The following is a 15884-nucleotide window of genomic DNA, read 5'->3' on the forward strand; positions in this document are numbered from 1 at the left end:
GTGTCCTGGTGGCACGCGAGGAGACGACCGACAACGCACTCGACCCGGTGGGGCGCCCCCTGCCGGACTTCCCGGTCCCCTCGGCGCTGTCCGCCCACGGCCCGGCCCGCGTGATCGCGATGTGCAACCAGAAGGGCGGGGTGGGCAAGACCACCACCACCATCAACCTGGCGGCCGCGCTGGCCGAGTACGGGCGCAAGGTGCTGATCGTCGACTTCGACCCGCAGGGCGCCGCCTCGGTGGGCCTCGGGATCAACCCGCACGAGCTGGACCGCACCGTCTACGACCTGCTGGTGGACCGCAGCGTCGAGGTGCACGAGCTGATCCGGCCGACCGGACAGGACAGCCTCACGGGATCGCTCGACCTGCTCCCGGCGAACATCGACCTGTCCGCCGCCGAGGTGCAGCTGGTCAACGAGGTCGCCCGCGAGTCGATCCTGTCCCGCGCGCTGCGGCCGGTGATGGACGAGTACGACGTCATCCTGATCGACTGCCAGCCCTCGCTGGGCCTGCTGACCGTCAACGCGCTCACCGCCGCGCACGGCGTCCTCATCCCGCTGGAGTGCGAGTTCTTCGCGCTGCGCGGCGTCGCCCTGCTGGTCGAGACGATCGACAAGGTGCGGGACCGGCTCAACCCGCGGCTGGAGCTGGACGGGATCCTGGCGACGATGTACGACCCGCGCACCCTGCACGCCCGTGAGGTCGTGGCCCGGGTGCACGAGGCCTTCGGCGACAACCTGCTGCACACCATGATCGGCCGCACCGTGAAGTTCCCGGACGCCTCGGTCGCCGCCGAGCCGATCACCACCTACGCCCCGACCCACCCGGGTGCGCAGGCCTACCGGCAGCTGGCCCGTGAGCTCGTCGCCCGTGGCGACGCCGCCTGACACCACCCCGCTCGCGGGGACGAGTGCGTTCCAGGTCCACCTGGACGTCTTCTCCGGACCCTTCGACCTGCTGCTCGGGCTGATCGCCAAGCACAAGCTGGACATCACCGAGGTGGCGCTGGCCGCGGTCACCGACGAGTTCATCGCGCACATCAAGGCGGTGGAGGACTGGGACCTGTCGCAGGCCAGCGAGTTCCTGGTGGTCGCGGCGACCCTGCTCGACCTCAAGGCCGCCCGGCTGCTGCCCGCGGGGGACGTGGAGAGTGACGAGGACCTGGAGCTGCTGGAGGCCCGGGACCTGCTGTTCGCCCGGCTGCTGCAGTACCGGGCGTACAAGGTGGTGGCCGCGGACATCGGCGACCACCTGCTGGACGAGGGACGGCGCCACCCGCGCACGGTCGAGCTGGAACCGCAGTTCGCCGCACTGCTGCCCGACCTGATCTGGCAGATCGGGCCCGAGGAGCTGGCCGCGCTGGCCGGCCGGGCGCTCGCTCCGGCCCCGCCGCCCCCCGGCGTGGATCTCAGTCACCTGCACGCGCCGCCGGTGAGCGTGCGGGAGCAGGCGGTGACCATCGCCGAGCGGCTCGCGCACCACGGCGGCGTCGCCAGCTTCCGCACCCTGACCGCGGACGCCGAGTCGACACTGGTCGTCGTGGCCCGGTTCCTGGCGCTGCTGGAACTGTTCCGGGACGGCTCGGTCGGCTTCGACCAGGTGGTCCCGTTGGGCGAGCTGACCGTGCGCTGGACCGGATCGGGCGAGGGCGCCGTGCTCGGGGCGGTCAGCGACTTCGACGAGCAGGACGACGGGGTCGGCGGCTTCTCCGCGCTGGCCGATCTTCCGGAGGACGAGGCATGAGCGAGGATCTGGACACCACCGAGGCCGTCGACGTGCACGACCTGCCCGGCGGGGCGCTGGCCGCGGCGGAGGCCGTGCTGCTGGTCGCCGACGAGCCGGTGCCGGTGCTCCGGCTGGCCACCGAGCTGGCGCTGCCGGTGGCCGAGGTCGAGTCGCTGCTGGCCGAACTGGCCGCCGAGTACCGCGGTGAGCGGGGTGGACGTCCCCGGGGTTTCGAGCTGCGCGAGGTCGGCGGCGGGTGGCGGTTCTACTCCGCCGCGGCCTTCCACCCGGTGGTGAGCCGGTTCGTGGTGAACGGTCAGACCCAGCGTCTGACCCAGGCCGCCTTGGAGACCCTGGCCGTGATCGCGTACCGTCAGCCGGTCAGCCGCGGGCAGGTGTCCGGCATCCGCGGGGTGAGCGTCGACGGCGTGGTACGCACGTTGACCACCCGGGGGTTGATCGGCGAGGTGGGACAGGACTCGTCGACGGGTGCGGTGCTGTACGGCACCACGGGATACTTCTTGGAGCGGATGGGCCTGGTCTCACTGGATCAGCTGCCCCCGCTCGCGCCCTATCTGCCGGAGATGAGTGCGCTGGACGGGCTCGACGGCAGGGGCGACGTGACGACTGGAGACGTGTGATGAGTGCAGGACGGGGCGGCAACGGCCGCACTGGTGGTGGGTCGGGCGCCGGACGTGGTGCCGGGGCCGGACGGTCCGGCGGTGCCGGGGGTGGACGTTCCGGCGGTGCCGGTCGTTCCGGTGGCGCGGGGCGTGCGGGCGGTGCCGGTCGTTCCGGTGACGCCGGTCGTCCGGGTGGATCGGGCGGCTCCGGCGGCGCGGGTCGCTCGGGCGGTGCGGGGGCCGGTGGGCGTTCCGGCGGTGCCGGTCGTCCCGGGGCCTCGGGTGGCGGTCGTCCGGGTGCGTCCCGTGGTGCCGGTGCGTCCCGCGGTGGCGTGAGCGGCGGCACCCGCGCCGGGGGTCGCGGCGGTCCGGCGGTGGGTCGTCCGGGCTCGCGCTGGCCGGATGCGCCGACCGGGTCGCGCGCGCCCCGTCGTCCGGTGCAGCCCACCTCGGACGTGCACGACCCCGAGGGCGTGCGGCTGCAGAAGGTGCTGGCGCAGGCCGGTCTCGGCTCGCGGCGCGCCTGCGAGGAGCTGATCACCGCCGGGCGGGTCACCGTGGACGGCGAGCCGGTGCTGGAGCTGGGCGTCCGGGTCGGTCCGCGATCGGTGATCCACGTGGACGGGCTGCGGGTGCAGCTGGACTCCTCCCGGGTCACCCTGGCGATCAACAAGCCGCTCGGCGTGGTCTCCACCATGGACGACCCCGAGGGCCGGCCGACGCTGCGCGACCTGGTGCCGGACCGCGAGGAGCGGCTGTTCCACGTCGGGCGGCTGGACGCCGACTCCGAGGGCCTGATCCTGCTGACCAACGACGGCGAGCTGGCCAACCGGCTGTCGCACCCGTCGCACGGGGTGCTGAAGACCTACCTGGTGGACGTCGAGGGCCGGGTGCCCGCGTCGCTGCCCGCCAAGCTGAAGAAGGGCGTCGAGCTGGAGGACGGCCCGGTCGAGGTGATGGACGCCCGGATCGTGCAGGCCACCCCGTACGCCTCCCTGATCGAGATCGTGATCCACGAGGGCCGGAACCGGATCGTCCGCCGCCTGATGAAGGAGGTCGGTCACCCGGTCACCCGTCTGGTGCGCACCCGGATCGGCTCGATCCGGCTCGGGGACCTCAAGCCCGGTCGCAGCCGGGTGCTGTCCAAGGCCGAGGTCGGCGCGCTGATGGTCCAGGTCGGACTGTGACGCCCACGCCCGCGGCCACCCACGGACCGGTGCGGGTGGTCGGCACCGGCCTGCTCGGCACCTCGGTCGGGCTGGGGTTGCGGGCGCACGGCGTGGACGTGCTGCTGCACGACCCGTCGCGGACCGCGCTGGCGCTGGCCCGGGACGTCGGCGCCGGGCGGCCGGCCACCGACGCGGACCCGGAGCCCGCGCTGATCGTGGTCGCCGCCCCGCCGGACGTCACCGCGGACGTGGTGCGCGCCGAGCTGGCCGCGCACCCGCACGCCGTGGTGACCGACGTCGCGTCGGTGAAGGGCTACGTCCTGCGCGAACTGCGTGAGTCCGGCGCGGACCTGACCCGGTACGTCGGGTCGCACCCGATGGCCGGGCGGGAGCGTTCCGGGCCGGCCGCCGCGGTGCCGGACCTGTTCCTGGGCCGGCCGTGGGTGATCGTCGACTCCGGGGCGTCCGACCCGGCGGCGGTGCTCGCGGTGCGCTCCCTGGCCAACGACCTGGGCGGGGTGCCGGTCACGCTGGACGCCGACGCGCACGACGCCGCGGTCGCCGTGGTCTCGCACGTGCCGCAGGTGGCGTCCAGCCTGGTCGCGGCGCGGCTGCGGGGCGCGGCACCGGAGGCCCTCGGGCTGGCCGGTCAGGGGCTGCGGGACGTGACCCGGGTCGCCGGTTCCGACCCCGCGCTGTGGACCTCGATCCTGGCGGCCAACGCCGCCGCGGTCCGGGACGTGCTGACCGCCCTGCGCGACGACCTGGACGGGGTGGTGCAGGCGCTGGACGCCGCGGCCGTCGCCGCCGGGCCGGAGGACGTGGCCCTGGGCGCGCTGGCCCGGATCGCCGAGGCGATCGCCGACGGCAACGCGGGGGTGGCCCTGGTGCCCGGCAAACACGGTGGCGCGCCGCGGCAGTGGGCCGTGGTCACCGCCCTGGTGCCCGACCAGCCCGGTGAGCTCGCCCGGCTGTTGACCGACGTCGGCGCCGCCGGGGTCAACCTGGAGGAACTGCAGCTCGAGCACGCGGCCGGGCGACCGGTCGGCATGGCGTCGGTCTCCGTCGACCCGGCCCGTTCGGCGCACCTGGAGGCGGAGCTGACGGCCCGCGGATGGAGGTTGGTGCGATGACGCAGCACCTGGTGGTGGCGATCGACGGGCCCTCCGGCTCGGGCAAGTCCACCGTGTCCCGCCGGGCCGCGCAGGCGCTCGGCCTGGCCTACCTGGACACCGGCGCAATGTACCGGGCCGCGACCTGGTGGGCGCTGCGCTCCGGGGTGTCGCTGACCGACGTCGACGCCGTGGCCGACCTGGTCCGGGAGATGCCGCTGGTGATGGGCGTGGATCCCGCCGCGCCGACCGTCACCGTCGACGGCACCGACATCGGCGAGGCGATCCGGGAGACCTCGATCTCCGCCGCGGTCAGCGCCGTGGCCACCAACCTGGAGGTCCGGGCCGAGCTCGGACGCCGTCAGCGGGCCGAGATCGCCGCGCAGGCCGCGTCCTCGTCCTTCTCCGCCGGACGCGGCATCGTCGCCGAGGGCCGGGACATCACCACCGTGATCGCCCCGGACGCGGATGTGCGGCTGCTGCTGACCGCCTCCGAGCAGGCCCGGCTGGCCCGGCGCGCCCGCGAGGTGCACGGCTCGGACGACGCCGACGCCGTCGAGGCCACCAAGGACCAGGTGCTGCGCCGGGACGCCGACGACTCCACCGTGGCGTCCTTCACCGTCGCCGCCGACGGGGTGGTCACCATCGACTCCTCCGACCTGGACCTGGAGCAGACCGTGCAGGCCGTCCTGGACGTGATCGAGCGGCGTCGATGACCGGTGTGAAGCTGATGCCGGCCTGGGCGCGCGGCCTCGGCCTGGTGCTGGCGCACGGCGTCTGGGACACCCGGGTGCTGGACGCGGACCTGGTGCCGTCGACCGGCCCGGTGATCCTCGCGGCGAACCACGTGTCGGTGATCGACGGCCCGCTGCTGGCCGGTGCGTCGCCGCGTCGGCTGAACATCCTGGTCAAGACGGAGATGTTCCGCGGTCCGATCGGCGTGATCCTGCGGGGCGCCGGTCAGATCCCGGTCGACCGGACCGGCGGCGGTCGAGCCGCCCTGGTCTCCGGGCTGGACGTGCTGCAGCGCGGGGGAGCGATCGGCATCTTCCCGGAGGGCAACCGTGGCCGTGGCGACGCGGCCTCGGCCCGGGCCGGGGCCTCCTGGCTGTCCGTGCATGGCGACGCGCCCGTCGTCCCGGTCGCGGTGCTCGGCACCCGGCGCACCGGGGAGGGTGTGAACCACATCCCGGGCTTCCGTCGACGCCTGCACGTGCGGTTCGGCGCCCCGGTGCCGCCGGTCCGCGAGCCCGGAAAGAGCAAGCGCGAGGCGGTCGCCGCGACGAACGACGCGGTGCGGCTGGCGCTCAGCGCCCTGGTCGCCGACACCGCCGCCGACCTCGACCTGAGCCTCCCGCAGGACTGACCCGCGCCACGCCCCACCTCGCCCCGGCCGACGCCGAGAAGCCACCTCGTGTCGTTCCGCGGGCGATTCGGGCGACGGGATGTGGCTTCTCGGCGGCGCGGGCATGTGCGGTGTTCGCGGAGCACACCAGTGATCGGGGACAATGGTGCCCATGTCTGACATCCGAGCCGCCGCGGCGGACGACTTCGACCCCACCGAGCAGGCCGAGGAGGCCCCGTCGGTGCCGTTGGTCGACGACGCCGACGACGTCGCTCGGGAGCACGCCCTGCGGGTCGGCCTGGACGAGTACGAGCTGGACGACGAGGACGCCGCGCTGCTCGGCGACGACTGGGACCCGGACGGTGACGACTCCGAGCACGAGGTCCTGCCGGTGCTCGCCGTCGTGGGCCGCCCGAACGTCGGCAAGTCCACCCTGGTGAACCGGATCCTGGGCCGCCGCGAGGCGGTCGTCGAGGACAAGCCCGGCGTCACCCGTGACCGGGTGAGCTACCCGGCGGAGTGGGCCGGTCGCCGGTTCACGCTGGTGGACACCGGGGGCTGGGAGGTCGACGTCGCGGGGATCGAGGCCCGGGTCGCCGAGCAGGCCGAGGTCGCGATCTCGCTGGCCGATGCGGTGCTGTTCGTGGTGGACGCCACCGTGGGCCCGACCGCCACCGACGAGCGGGTGGTGAAGCTGCTGCGGCGCTCGGGCAAGCCGGTGGTGCTGTGCGCCAACAAGGTCGACGGCCCGCGTGCCGAGGCGGACGCGGCCCAGCTGTGGAGCCTGGGGCTGGGGGAGCCGCACGCGATCTCGGCCCTGCACGGCCGCGGCACCGGCGACCTGCTGGACGCGGCGATGTCCGCGCTGCCGCGGGTGTCCGCACACGGTGAGGCGCGTCCGGGCGGTCCGCGCCGGGTGGCCCTGGTCGGTCGCCCGAACGTCGGCAAGTCCTCGCTGCTGAACAAGGTCCTGGGCGAGAACCGCGTCGTCGTCGACGACATCGCCGGCACCACCCGCGACCCGGTCGACGAGCTGGTCGAGCTGCGCGGCGTGCCGTGGTGGTTCGTGGACACCGCGGGCATCCGGCGCCGGGTGCACCAGACCAGCGGCGCGGACTTCTACGCCTCGCTGCGCACCCAGGCCGCGATCGAGAAGGCCGAGGTCGCGGTGGTGCTGCTGGACGCGTCGGCGCCGCTGACCGAGCAGGACATCCGCGTGGTGCAGCAGGTGGTCGACGCGGGCCGTGCGCTGGTGATCGCGTACAACAAGTGGGACCTGATGGACGAGGACCGCCGGCCCTACCTGGAGCGGGAGATCGAGCGCGAGCTGGTCCAGATCCAGTGGGCGCCCCGGGTGAACGTCTCGGCCAAGACCGGTTGGCACACCGACCGGCTGGTGCCCGCGCTGACCCGCTCGCTGGAGTCCTGGGACATGCGCATCCCGACCGGCAAGCTGAACTCGTTCCTCGGCGAGCTGGTCGCCGCGCACCCGCACCCGCTGCGCGGCGGCAAGCAGCCGCGCATCCTGTTCGCGACCCAGGCGTCCACCAAGCCGCCGCGGTTCGTGATCTTCGCGACCGGGTTCATCGAGGCGCAGTACCGCCGGTTCATCGAGCGCCGGCTGCGGGAGACCTTCGGCTTCGAGGGGTCGCCGATCAGCATCTCGGTCCGGGTGCGGGAGAAGCGCAAGCGCTGATCAGCGAGGGGTGGCATCATCCGACGGGTGCCCGAGCAGAACACCCTCCGCCGCCGTAACCCGCTCCTGGTGATCGGCCTGCCTCGGGATCCGTCCGGGACCCGGCACGTCGCCGGGTTCCTCGCGCTCACGGTGCTCACGGTGCTGGTCACCCGGGGCGGGCTGGCGCTGGCCGGTTTCCCGCAGGTCGGCGGCGGGGGACTGCACATCGCGCACGTGCTCTGGGGCGGGCTGCTGATGGCGCTTGCGCTGGTCGCGGCGCTGTCCTGGGCCGGGCCTGTGGTGCGTCCGCTGGTGGCGGTGGTCGGCGGGATCGGCTTCGGGCTGTTCATCGACGAGGTCGGCAAGTTCGTCACCTCGGACAACGACTACTTCTTCGAGCCGACCGCCGCGCTGATCTATGTGGTGATCGTGCTGCTGGTGCTCACCGCCGAGCTGATCCACCGGCGCAAGCGTGACCCGCACGAGGTGCTGGCCGCGGCGACCGACCTCGCGGTGGCCGGGATGGCGGGCGGGTTCTCCAAGCGGGCCCGGCGGCAGGCGCGCGCCCTGGTCGACGAGGCCGGGGACGTGGCGGGTGCGGAGCAGGTCCGCGCGCTGCTGGACTCGGTGCAGGACGACGCCAAGGAGTTGCCGGACCCGATCGGCGCGGTCGCGTCCTGGGTGGTCGGGGTCAGTCGCCGGGTGGTCCGGGTGCGCTGGGCGCCGCGGGTGACCGTGATCGTGCTGGGCGTGGCCACGCTGTACACGCTGGTGCGCGGGATCGTGCTCTGGGCGACCGGCTCGCCGCTGCCGAACTGGGCGCTGGCCGGGATCGTGGTATCCGGCGCGCTGTCCCTCGGGCTGTCGGTGCTGGGGCTGCGGAAGGTCGGCACGGATCGCGCGACCGGGTACGAGTGGTTCCGGCGTGCGGTGCTGGTGAACCTGCTCCTGGTGCAGATCTTCCTGTTCCGGGTGGACCAGTGGAGCGCGGTGTCCGGCCTGGTGGTCGACCTGGTCCTGCTCGGCCTGGTGGCGGCGGAGCTGGACGTGCTCCGCGGCAAGCTCGGCGAACCCGACGCGACCGAGGACGCCGAGCAGCTCTGAGCCCGCACCACAGCGCGCCGAGAGTGCACTAATGCCGCCCTCCAGCGCCCCGAGACCTGCATTCGTGCACTCTCGGTCCGGGGCGCACGGGTCCGGTGCATCTCGGATCCCCGGGATGAGTCATCCCATCATTTGGACCGCCGGGCTGCGACGGAGCGGGTCGGCGTATGTGTAGGAGTCATGGATCCCGACCCACGTCCCGGTACCGACTGGCGGCGGGTCGCCGCGCTGGTGTTCGCGATCGCCTGGGGCGGGAACGAGTTCACGCCGCTGCTGGTGATGTACCGCGAGGTCGGCGACTACAGCGCGCTGACCGTGAACGTGCTGCTCGGTGCCTACGTGCTCGGGATCATCCCGGCGCTGCTGATCGGCGGGCCGCTGTCCGACCGGTTCGGACGGCGACGACTGCTGGTGCCGGCCGCGCCGATCGGGATCGTAGGCTCGCTGATCCTGGCCGCCGGGCCGTCGTCCGTGGCCATGCTGTCCGCCGGGCGGGTGCTGTCCGGGGTCGCGCTCGGGTTGGCGATGGCGGTCGGCACCACCTGGATCACCGAGCTGTCCGGAGCCGGTACGGGTGCGCGACGCGCGTCGCTGGCGCTGACCCTGGGTTTCCTGATCGGGGCCGGGATCGCCGGGGCGTTGGCGCAGTGGGGTCCGTGGCGCACCGCGCTGCCGTACCTCCTGCACGCCGTGGTGACGGCGGTGACCTGGGTGCTGGTACGCCGGGTGCCGGAGACGCATCCGCGGGCCACCGTGCCGGGCCGGCTGCGGGACGATCTGCGGATCCCGACACTCGGGCACCGACGGTTCTGGTGGGTCGTGGTGCCGCTGGCGCCGTGGGTGTTCGGCGCGGTCGGGTCGGCGTACGCGGTGCTGCCGGGGCTGATGCGGGAGCACTCGGGCGGGATGCCGGTGGCGTTCTCCGCTCTGCTGACCGTGATCACGCTGGGCTGCGGGTTCGGCATCCAGTCGGTGGGCCGGGCGATCGACACCCGGCACTCCGCACGGGCGTCGGTGCTGGCGCTGGTGCTGATCGTGGTCGGGCTGTCGCTGGCCGCGTGGGCCGCGTCGACGCTCTCGCTGCCGATCGTGGTGGTGGCGGCGGCGGTGCTGGGCTGCGGGTACGGGATCGCGCTGGTCGCCGGGCTGTCCGAGGTCCAGCGGATCGCCGGGCCCGACGACCTGGCCGGACTGACCGCGGTCTACTACTCGCTGGCGTACACCGGCTTCTTCGTGCCCGCGCTGCTGTCCTGGCTGTCCGGGCGGTGGGCGTACCCGGTGATGTTCGGCGGGGGCGTGGTGCTGGCCGTGGTGGCGCTGGTCGTGGTGGCCTGCGGATGGCGGGCCCACCTGCCGACCGGGGCGTCATCGCCGGCGTTGCAAGAAGTTGCGCAACCGGGTGACAAGGCCGCGGTCTAGCCGCTAGCTTGTTGCGCAACGTTCTGCAAGGTCTTGCAGGGCGGTGCGCCCCGGCGACGATGCCCGGGCGTGGGTCGTGCCCACGGGCACCGACGAAAGCAGGGGCAATGAAGCTCGCTCGACGATTCAGACCTGCCGCACTGCTGGCGACCGCCGGCCTCGTCCTCACCGCGCTGACCGGGGTCGCGGCCCCGGCCACCGCCACGGCGCCGGAGCACGGCGACGGCGACGTCATCCTCAACCTGTTCCAGTGGACCTGGGACTCGGTCGCCGCCGAGTGCACCAGCACCATCGGTCCGGCCGGGTTCGGCTACGTCCAGGTGTCACCGCCGCAGGAGTCCATCCAGGGCACCGCCTGGTGGACGTCCTACCAGCCGGTCAGCTACAAGATCGAGTCCAAGCTCGGCACCCGGGCCGAGTTCGCCGCCATGGTCCAGACCTGCGAGGCGGCGGGTGTCGGCGTCATCGCGGACGCGGTGATCAACCACACCACCGGCGCCGACGGCGGCTCCGGGATCGGGGTGGCCGGGTCGTCCTACGGCGTGGACTCCTTCCCCGGCATCTACAGCGCGGCCGACTTCAACGACTGCCGCACCAACATCAGCAACTACAACGACCGGTACCAGGTGCAGAACTGCCGACTGGTCTCGCTGCAGGACCTGCGCACCGGGTCCGAGTACGTGCGCGGAGTGATCGCGGCCTACCTGAACGACCTGATCTCGCTCGGGGTGTCCGGCTTCCGGATCGACGCGGCCAAGCACATCCCCGCCGCCGACCTGGCCGCGATCAAGGCCAAGCTCTCCGACCCGGACGTCTACTGGGTCCAGGAGGTCATCGGCGCGGCGGGGGAGCCGATCACCGAATCCGAGTACGTCGGCACCGGTGACGTGCACGAGTTCGATTACGCGCGCACGCTCAAGTCGCGGTTCGACGGCCAGATCTCCCAGCTGAGCACGATCGCCAACGGCCTGCTGCCGTCGGCCCAGGCCGGGGTGTTCGTCGACAACCACGACACCGAACGCAACGGCGAGACCATGAACCAGAGCTGGGGGGCGAAGTACATCCTGGCCAACACGTTCATGCTCTCCTACCCCTACGGATCGCCGTCGGTCTACTCCGGTTACCGGTACACGAACACCGACGCCGGTGCGCCCGGTGCGACCGCCACCTCGGTGCCCGACGCGAACTGCGCGTCCTCGTCCTGGACCTGCACCCAGCGCTGGACCGAGATCGCCGGGATGGTCGGCTTCCACAACCAGGTGGACGGCACCGCCCTCACCAACTGGTGGGACGACGGCGCCAACCACATCGCCTACGGGCGGGGGAACCAGGGGTACGTCACGATCAACAACGGCGCCTCCGCGGTGACCCGGATGTACCAGACCTCGCTGCCCGCCGGCACGTACTGCGACGTGGTGGCCTCCGACGACTGCTCGGTGTCCTACGCCGTCAGCTCCTCGGGGACCTTCACCGCCACCGTGCCCGCCTACGGCGCCCTGGCGCTGCACGTCGGCGCCACCACTACCGGCGGTGCCAACCCCGGCACGCCGTCGCAGTCCCAGGTGGCGTTCGCGGTGAACGCCAGCACGGTCTGGGGGCAGAACGTGTACGCGGTCGGGAACATCCCCGCCCTCGGCAACTGGACCCCCAGCGCCGGGTTCGCGCTGTCCTCCGCCAGCTACCCGGTGTGGACCGGCACGCTCAGCCTGCCCGCCGGGACTAGCTTCGAGTACAAGTACGTGAAGCTCGACGGCTCCGGCACCGTGGTCTGGGAGTCCGGGGCGAACCGGACCGCCACGGTCGGCAGTTCCGGGACCGTCACGCTGAACGACACCTGGCGGTCGTGACGGGGTGAGGCCCTGTGGCCGGCCCCGCACGGTGCGGGGCCGGTCGCAGTGGTGCTGGTCACGGTCGACGCGTCGCGGCTCGGATGCGGGGGTTCGGGTCGTCGTGGGGTAGTCTGGGCGCGGCCCTTTCGGGGGCCATCGGGCTGTAGCGCAGCTTGGTAGCGCACTTGACTGGGGGTCAAGGGGTCGCAGGTTCAAATCCTGTCAGCCCGACCGAGAAGTCCCGGAAACTCAAGGGTTTCCGGGACTTTTCCGTAGCTGGATGTGATCGGTCGTCGACGCCCCATCACGTCGTCCCCCTGGGCGGCGTCGGACGCTCGTCTGTGGATGGTCGGACCGCCTCGGCCCCGCTTCCCTGCGCTCGGGGACCACGATGGGGACCAGAACGCCTGCGAGGCCGCTCGCGCACGCACGGGCGCGGATGACAGGTACGTGGCTCAGCGACCGCGCCCGGTTACCGCCCTCAGAGCAGCGCTTCGATCGCGTCGGTCAGCTCGCCGACCGGCAGGCGCCCGTCGAGCTCGACAGTCGCCCCTCGCCGCAGCAGAGGTTCGACGTCCACCACATACTGCCGGATCTCGGCCTGCTGGTCCGCCGAGCGCCCGTACGGGTTGTTCGTCCGGGTCGCGACACGCTCGATCAGCACCTCGACAGGAGCGCTCAGCAGCACCACATGGTCGAACCGGTCATAGAAGCGGCCCTGGTTCGCGACCGTTCCCGAGACCACCACGTCATCGTGACGACCCAGAAGCTCGCTCATCCGATCCTCGTCCCACACCGAGCCGGGCAACGTCCACCCGTCGTCGTCGGTGTCAACGGTCAGACGCCCACGCCGAGCGAGCTCCTCCAGCAGAGTCGACTTCCCGGCGCCCGACATGCCAGTGAGAAGGACGCGAGCCATCATCCAAGCCTACGCAGCCGCGAGTCGGACCACATGAGCATGAGCCCTGCACCAGCAACACCACCCCAGGGCGGCGTCATGGAGCAGGCGCGTCCGGCCCTGCGACGCCCACCTGACGCCGGAGGAGTGGGCGGAGTCCTCCGACACGAGGAGGCCCGCGTCGTTCGCTGTGGGCTTCACTCTCCTCTCCCGACGTTCCGCGGGAGTCCGGCACAGGGTGACCGCGCGGTGCTTCGAGCGCCGGGGGACCGCCCGGGCGCGGCCGTCCCGAGTGCCGGAGCGTGGTCGGGCCGCTCTGCCGAAGGTCCCGGCCGGGCGGACGCGGCGGCTCACCGGGGCGGCCGGAGCCGGCCTGTGCCGACATCTCAGGGGAGGGGGAGGCGGTACGAGCTGGTCAGGACAGATGCGGCTCGAGCAGGGCGGAGAGCTCGGGCGTCGGCGAGTTGTCGAGTGAGTCGACCGCGCGTGCGCAGACGAGCGGGAACTCGTCGTCGCGGCTCGCGCGGGTGTGCGGTGCGAGGGCGATCGTGCCGACCGGCCCGCGCAGAGCGCGGCGCCAATAGGCGGCGGCGAACCAGCGCGGCATGCGCAGGAACAGCACCCGCAAAGCGGGGGGCCTGACCTCGATGCCCTGGGAATCGAGCGCGGTGAACCCCTCATGCACGGCCGAGACGACATGGCGTAACGCGGTCACGTCGCGTGCGAGCGCAGCGGCATCGCCGTCACAGGCGAGGATCCCGGCACCGAAGCACGCGACGAAGACCTCGTGGGTGGCGAGCCAGGCGGGCATGTCGTCGTCCAACGTCGTGCGCATCCCGGTCGAGGCGATGGCCTCCCGCACGGTCTCCGCGCGCGGGGCGGCGGCATCGATCGTCGTCGGCTGAGCACCGATCTCGACGTAGTCGACCGTTCCGTCGTCGTGGATCAGCCCGCCGATGCCGGGGAACGCCAGCACAGTGCGCTCCGCCCCCACCCGCGACACGACCTCGGCCGCTCGCGAGCCCAGGTGCTGCAGGAACACCACCGTCGAGGCCGGGCACGTCACGAGCAGATCGAGGACGGGATCGAGCTGGGTGGCCCTGACGGCGACCACGACGAGGTCCGTCTCGGGCAGGGCGCCGTCCTCGGCCGCGAGCCTGACATCCGCCACCACCACGCGATCCTCGGTCCGTACGCGCAGTCCGTCCTGCACGAGCGACGCCCGGCGACGCCCACGGGCCACGAGGTGGACCTCGTGCGCGGCCGCCGCCAGACGCGCCGCGTAGACCGATCCGATCACTCCGGCACCCACCACCACGATGCGCATGACGCCAACCGTAGGCGCTCTCGACCTCGGCGAGCAGGTGCGGGCGATCGCGTCCTCTCGACCCTCGCGGCGACCGTGTTGTGGCCCTGCGGCTAGAGTGGGCGCCGAACACACGGGAGCTCGGTGGACCGGGCTGAGAGGAAGCGTCGCACGCTTCGACCGTCGAACTTGATCTGGGTAATGCCAGCGCAGGGAGAGTGTGAGCCGATGCTCGATCGTCGCCGCCGTCCGGCGGAGCGACCCCGGACCACCGGGACGTCTTCCGTGCTGCCCGACCGGACCTGATCGGCCTCTCCGCACCCGTCGAGGACGGGTCCGCCCTCCGCACGTCGTGGAAGGCAGTGCAGTCATGACCGCTTCGACCTCTCCGTCCGCTCCGAGTGCCGGACTCGATCACCGGGACCTCGGGATCGGCGCCCGGTTCACGGTCGCCGTGATGGCCGACGACTACGCCGGGATCATCCTGGGCGCCCTCGCGGAGGCGGACGGCGCCGGGTTGGAGGTGGTGACCGACCCGGTCAGCACGCTGGTGCGGGGGCCGGAACAGCGTGTGCTGGAGTACCTGCGGGACGTGATCGCGGGGGCGGCGCGGGGCGGGCGGCACGTGTCGGCATCGGTGCTGCTGTCCCGTGGCTGCCCGGGTGAGGTTACCTGCGCGACCACGCCGGAGCTGCTGGACCGCGCGGCCGAGGTCCCGGTGCTGGCGCCGACCGGCGTCCACGCGGCGGCGCACTGGTCGCTGTACCCGCTGGACGACACCGGGCGACCCGGGCGGGCACCGGATCACCTCCGGGACATCTACGCCGCGATCGATCACGCGAAGGAGCTCGGGACCTACGTGCGGGGCGAGCACTACGCGACGCTGCTGGCGGGTGACCTGGCGGAGGTGCTGGCGACGGTGGCGGCCGGCTGGGTGCTGGTCGGCCGGGGTGTGCAGCACGTGACCAGCCACGCGATCGTGTCGATCGCCAGTCCGACGGAGGCCTGAGCGGTGGCACGGGGCACGGCGTGGGCGATGAAGGACCTGATGCTGGTCGTGGTGCTCGGGGTGGTGTTCGGCTTCCTGTACTGGGTGCTGGTGCAGGGGTGGATCGCGCTGTCGGTGGCGACCGGACCGTTCGGCGATCTGACCCAGCACGTGCTGCTCGGCGGGTGGCTGCTGGTGGCACCGGTGGCGATCGCGATCGTGCGGCGGCCGTTCGCCGGGGTGGTGGCGGAGGTGCTCGCCTCGGTGATCGAGGTCGTGTTCCTCGGCTCCGCCGTGGGGCCGCTGCTGATCGTCGCCGCCGCGCTGCAGGGGCTGGGCAGCGAGCTGCCGTTCGCGCTGACCCGCTACCGGCGTTTCGGGTGGGCGGTGTACGCGGCGTCGGGCGCACTCGGTGCGGGGCTGGTGTTCTTCTTCTCCGCGTTCCGGTCCGGGTGGTACGGCAGCGATCTGCTGGCGATCCGGCTGGTGATCCAGGTGGTGTCCGGCGTCGTGCTCGGTGGCCTGTTGGCCAAGGTGCTGGTCGGTGGACTGGAGCGCACCGGAGTGCTGGCCGATTTCGCGATCGGGCGGGCCGGGCGTGATGCGTGAGCGGACCGGGGTGCCGTCGACCGTGCGGGACGCGGCGGCGGTCACCGGTGTCACCGTCCGGGCGCCGGGCGCCGGGGGC

General features: G+C 72.7%; 15 protein-coding genes, 1 tRNA gene and 1 riboswitch. Of the genes, 14 read left to right on the top strand and 2 right to left on the bottom strand.

Features of this window, described 5'->3' with window-relative positions; translation table 11 throughout:
* Positions 1–5 precede the first annotated feature (5 nt).
* The 12 genes from OGL89_RS09920 (at position 6) to OGL89_RS09975 (ending at position 12235) form a co-directional block, all read left to right on the top strand.
* A complete protein-coding gene (locus OGL89_RS09920; RefSeq protein WP_263119915.1) occupies positions 6–887 on the top strand; it encodes an AAA family ATPase in 882 nt (293 codons plus the stop codon).
* The gene (locus OGL89_RS09925; RefSeq protein ID WP_263119900.1) at positions 871–1743 is read left to right on the top strand and encodes a ScpA family protein; all 873 of its coding nucleotides are present in this window, start codon (positions 871–873) and stop codon (positions 1741–1743) included. The genes OGL89_RS09920 and OGL89_RS09925 overlap by 17 nt, the downstream gene beginning before the upstream one ends.
* Positions 1740–2366 carry an SMC-Scp complex subunit ScpB gene (locus tag OGL89_RS09930; RefSeq protein ID WP_263119901.1) on the top strand — a complete coding sequence of 209 codons (627 nt, stop codon included), beginning with the start codon at positions 1740–1742 and terminating at the stop codon, positions 2364–2366. The genes OGL89_RS09925 and OGL89_RS09930 overlap by 4 nt, the downstream gene beginning before the upstream one ends.
* On the top strand, positions 2363–3535 hold the full coding sequence (locus OGL89_RS09935) for a pseudouridine synthase (protein WP_263119902.1): 1173 nt from the start codon (positions 2363–2365) through the stop codon (positions 3533–3535). The genes OGL89_RS09930 and OGL89_RS09935 overlap by 4 nt, the downstream gene beginning before the upstream one ends.
* Positions 3532–4650 (top strand): prephenate dehydrogenase, encoded by a 1119-nt coding sequence (locus tag OGL89_RS09940; RefSeq protein WP_263119903.1) that lies wholly within the window; start codon positions 3532–3534, stop codon positions 4648–4650. The genes OGL89_RS09935 and OGL89_RS09940 overlap by 4 nt, the downstream gene beginning before the upstream one ends.
* Positions 4647–5345 (top strand): (d)CMP kinase, encoded by a 699-nt coding sequence (gene cmk, locus OGL89_RS09945; protein ID WP_263119904.1) that lies wholly within the window; start codon positions 4647–4649, stop codon positions 5343–5345. The genes OGL89_RS09940 and cmk overlap by 4 nt, the downstream gene beginning before the upstream one ends.
* Positions 5342–5995, top strand: coding sequence for a lysophospholipid acyltransferase family protein (locus tag OGL89_RS09950; RefSeq protein WP_263119905.1), 654 nt, complete (start codon positions 5342–5344; stop codon positions 5993–5995). The genes cmk and OGL89_RS09950 overlap by 4 nt, the downstream gene beginning before the upstream one ends.
* 151 nt (positions 5996–6146) lie before the next feature.
* Entirely contained in the window at positions 6147–7670 is a 1524-nt protein-coding gene (gene der, locus OGL89_RS09955; RefSeq protein ID WP_263119906.1) for a ribosome biogenesis GTPase Der, read from the top strand.
* A gap of 27 nt (positions 7671–7697) precedes the next feature.
* A complete protein-coding gene (locus tag OGL89_RS09960) occupies positions 7698–8756 on the top strand; it encodes a hypothetical protein (protein ID WP_263119907.1) in 1059 nt (352 codons plus the stop codon).
* Positions 8757–8936: 180 nt separating this feature from the next.
* A complete protein-coding gene (locus OGL89_RS09965; RefSeq protein WP_263119908.1) occupies positions 8937–10175 on the top strand; it encodes an MFS transporter in 1239 nt (412 codons plus the stop codon).
* 107 nt (positions 10176–10282) lie between these two features.
* Complete coding sequence (locus tag OGL89_RS09970) at positions 10283–12022, top strand: carbohydrate-binding module family 20 domain-containing protein (protein ID WP_263119909.1); 1740 nt, start codon at positions 10283–10285, stop codon at positions 12020–12022.
* Positions 12023–12161: 139 nt separating this feature from the next.
* A tRNA-Pro gene (locus OGL89_RS09975) sits at positions 12162–12235 on the top strand.
* A 250-nt stretch (positions 12236–12485) separates the two neighbouring features.
* Here OGL89_RS09975 and OGL89_RS09980 read toward each other — a convergent pair.
* Complete coding sequence (locus OGL89_RS09980; protein ID WP_263119910.1) at positions 12486–12923, bottom strand: AAA family ATPase; 438 nt, start codon at positions 12921–12923, stop codon at positions 12486–12488.
* 394 nt (positions 12924–13317) lie between these two features.
* On the bottom strand, positions 13318–14229 hold the full coding sequence (locus OGL89_RS09985) for a 2-dehydropantoate 2-reductase N-terminal domain-containing protein (RefSeq protein ID WP_263119911.1): 912 nt from the start codon (positions 14227–14229) through the stop codon (positions 13318–13320).
* A 102-nt stretch (positions 14230–14331) separates the two neighbouring features.
* A riboswitch (TPP riboswitch) is annotated at positions 14332–14441 on the top strand.
* 137 nt (positions 14442–14578) lie between these two features.
* On the opposite strand from OGL89_RS09985, the gene OGL89_RS09990 reads away from it, so the two are divergent.
* The gene (locus OGL89_RS09990) at positions 14579–15217 is read left to right on the top strand and encodes a Ykof family thiamine-binding protein (RefSeq protein ID WP_263119912.1); all 639 of its coding nucleotides are present in this window, start codon (positions 14579–14581) and stop codon (positions 15215–15217) included.
* 3 nt (positions 15218–15220) lie between these two features.
* Positions 15221–15805 (top strand): ECF transporter S component, encoded by a 585-nt coding sequence (locus OGL89_RS09995; RefSeq protein WP_263119913.1) that lies wholly within the window; start codon positions 15221–15223, stop codon positions 15803–15805.
* The last annotated feature ends 79 nt before the right edge of the window (positions 15806–15884 follow it).

Origin of the sequence: Cellulomonas sp. RIT-PI-Y (genome assembly GCF_025642745.1) — a bacterium.
GTDB lineage: Bacteria > Actinomycetota > Actinomycetes > Actinomycetales > Cellulomonadaceae > Cellulomonas.

Coding starts and splice junctions, on each gene's coding strand:
- OGL89_RS09930 (WP_263119901.1), top strand. CDS start 1,740: ATGAGCGAGGATCTGGACACCACCGAGGCCGTCGACGTGCACGACCTG.
- cmk (WP_263119904.1), top strand. CDS start 4,647: ATGACGCAGCACCTGGTGGTGGCGATCGACGGGCCCTCCGGCTCGGGC.
- OGL89_RS09950 (WP_263119905.1), top strand. CDS start 5,342: ATGACCGGTGTGAAGCTGATGCCGGCCTGGGCGCGCGGCCTCGGCCTG.
- der (WP_263119906.1), top strand. CDS start 6,147: ATGTCTGACATCCGAGCCGCCGCGGCGGACGACTTCGACCCCACCGAG.
- OGL89_RS09965 (WP_263119908.1), top strand. CDS start 8,937: ATGGATCCCGACCCACGTCCCGGTACCGACTGGCGGCGGGTCGCCGCG.
- OGL89_RS09970 (WP_263119909.1), top strand. CDS start 10,283: ATGAAGCTCGCTCGACGATTCAGACCTGCCGCACTGCTGGCGACCGCC.
- OGL89_RS09980 (WP_263119910.1), bottom strand. CDS start 12,923: ATGGCTCGCGTCCTTCTCACTGGCATGTCGGGCGCCGGGAAGTCGACT.
- OGL89_RS09985 (WP_263119911.1), bottom strand. CDS start 14,229: ATGCGCATCGTGGTGGTGGGTGCCGGAGTGATCGGATCGGTCTACGCG.
- OGL89_RS09990 (WP_263119912.1), top strand. CDS start 14,579: ATGACCGCTTCGACCTCTCCGTCCGCTCCGAGTGCCGGACTCGATCAC.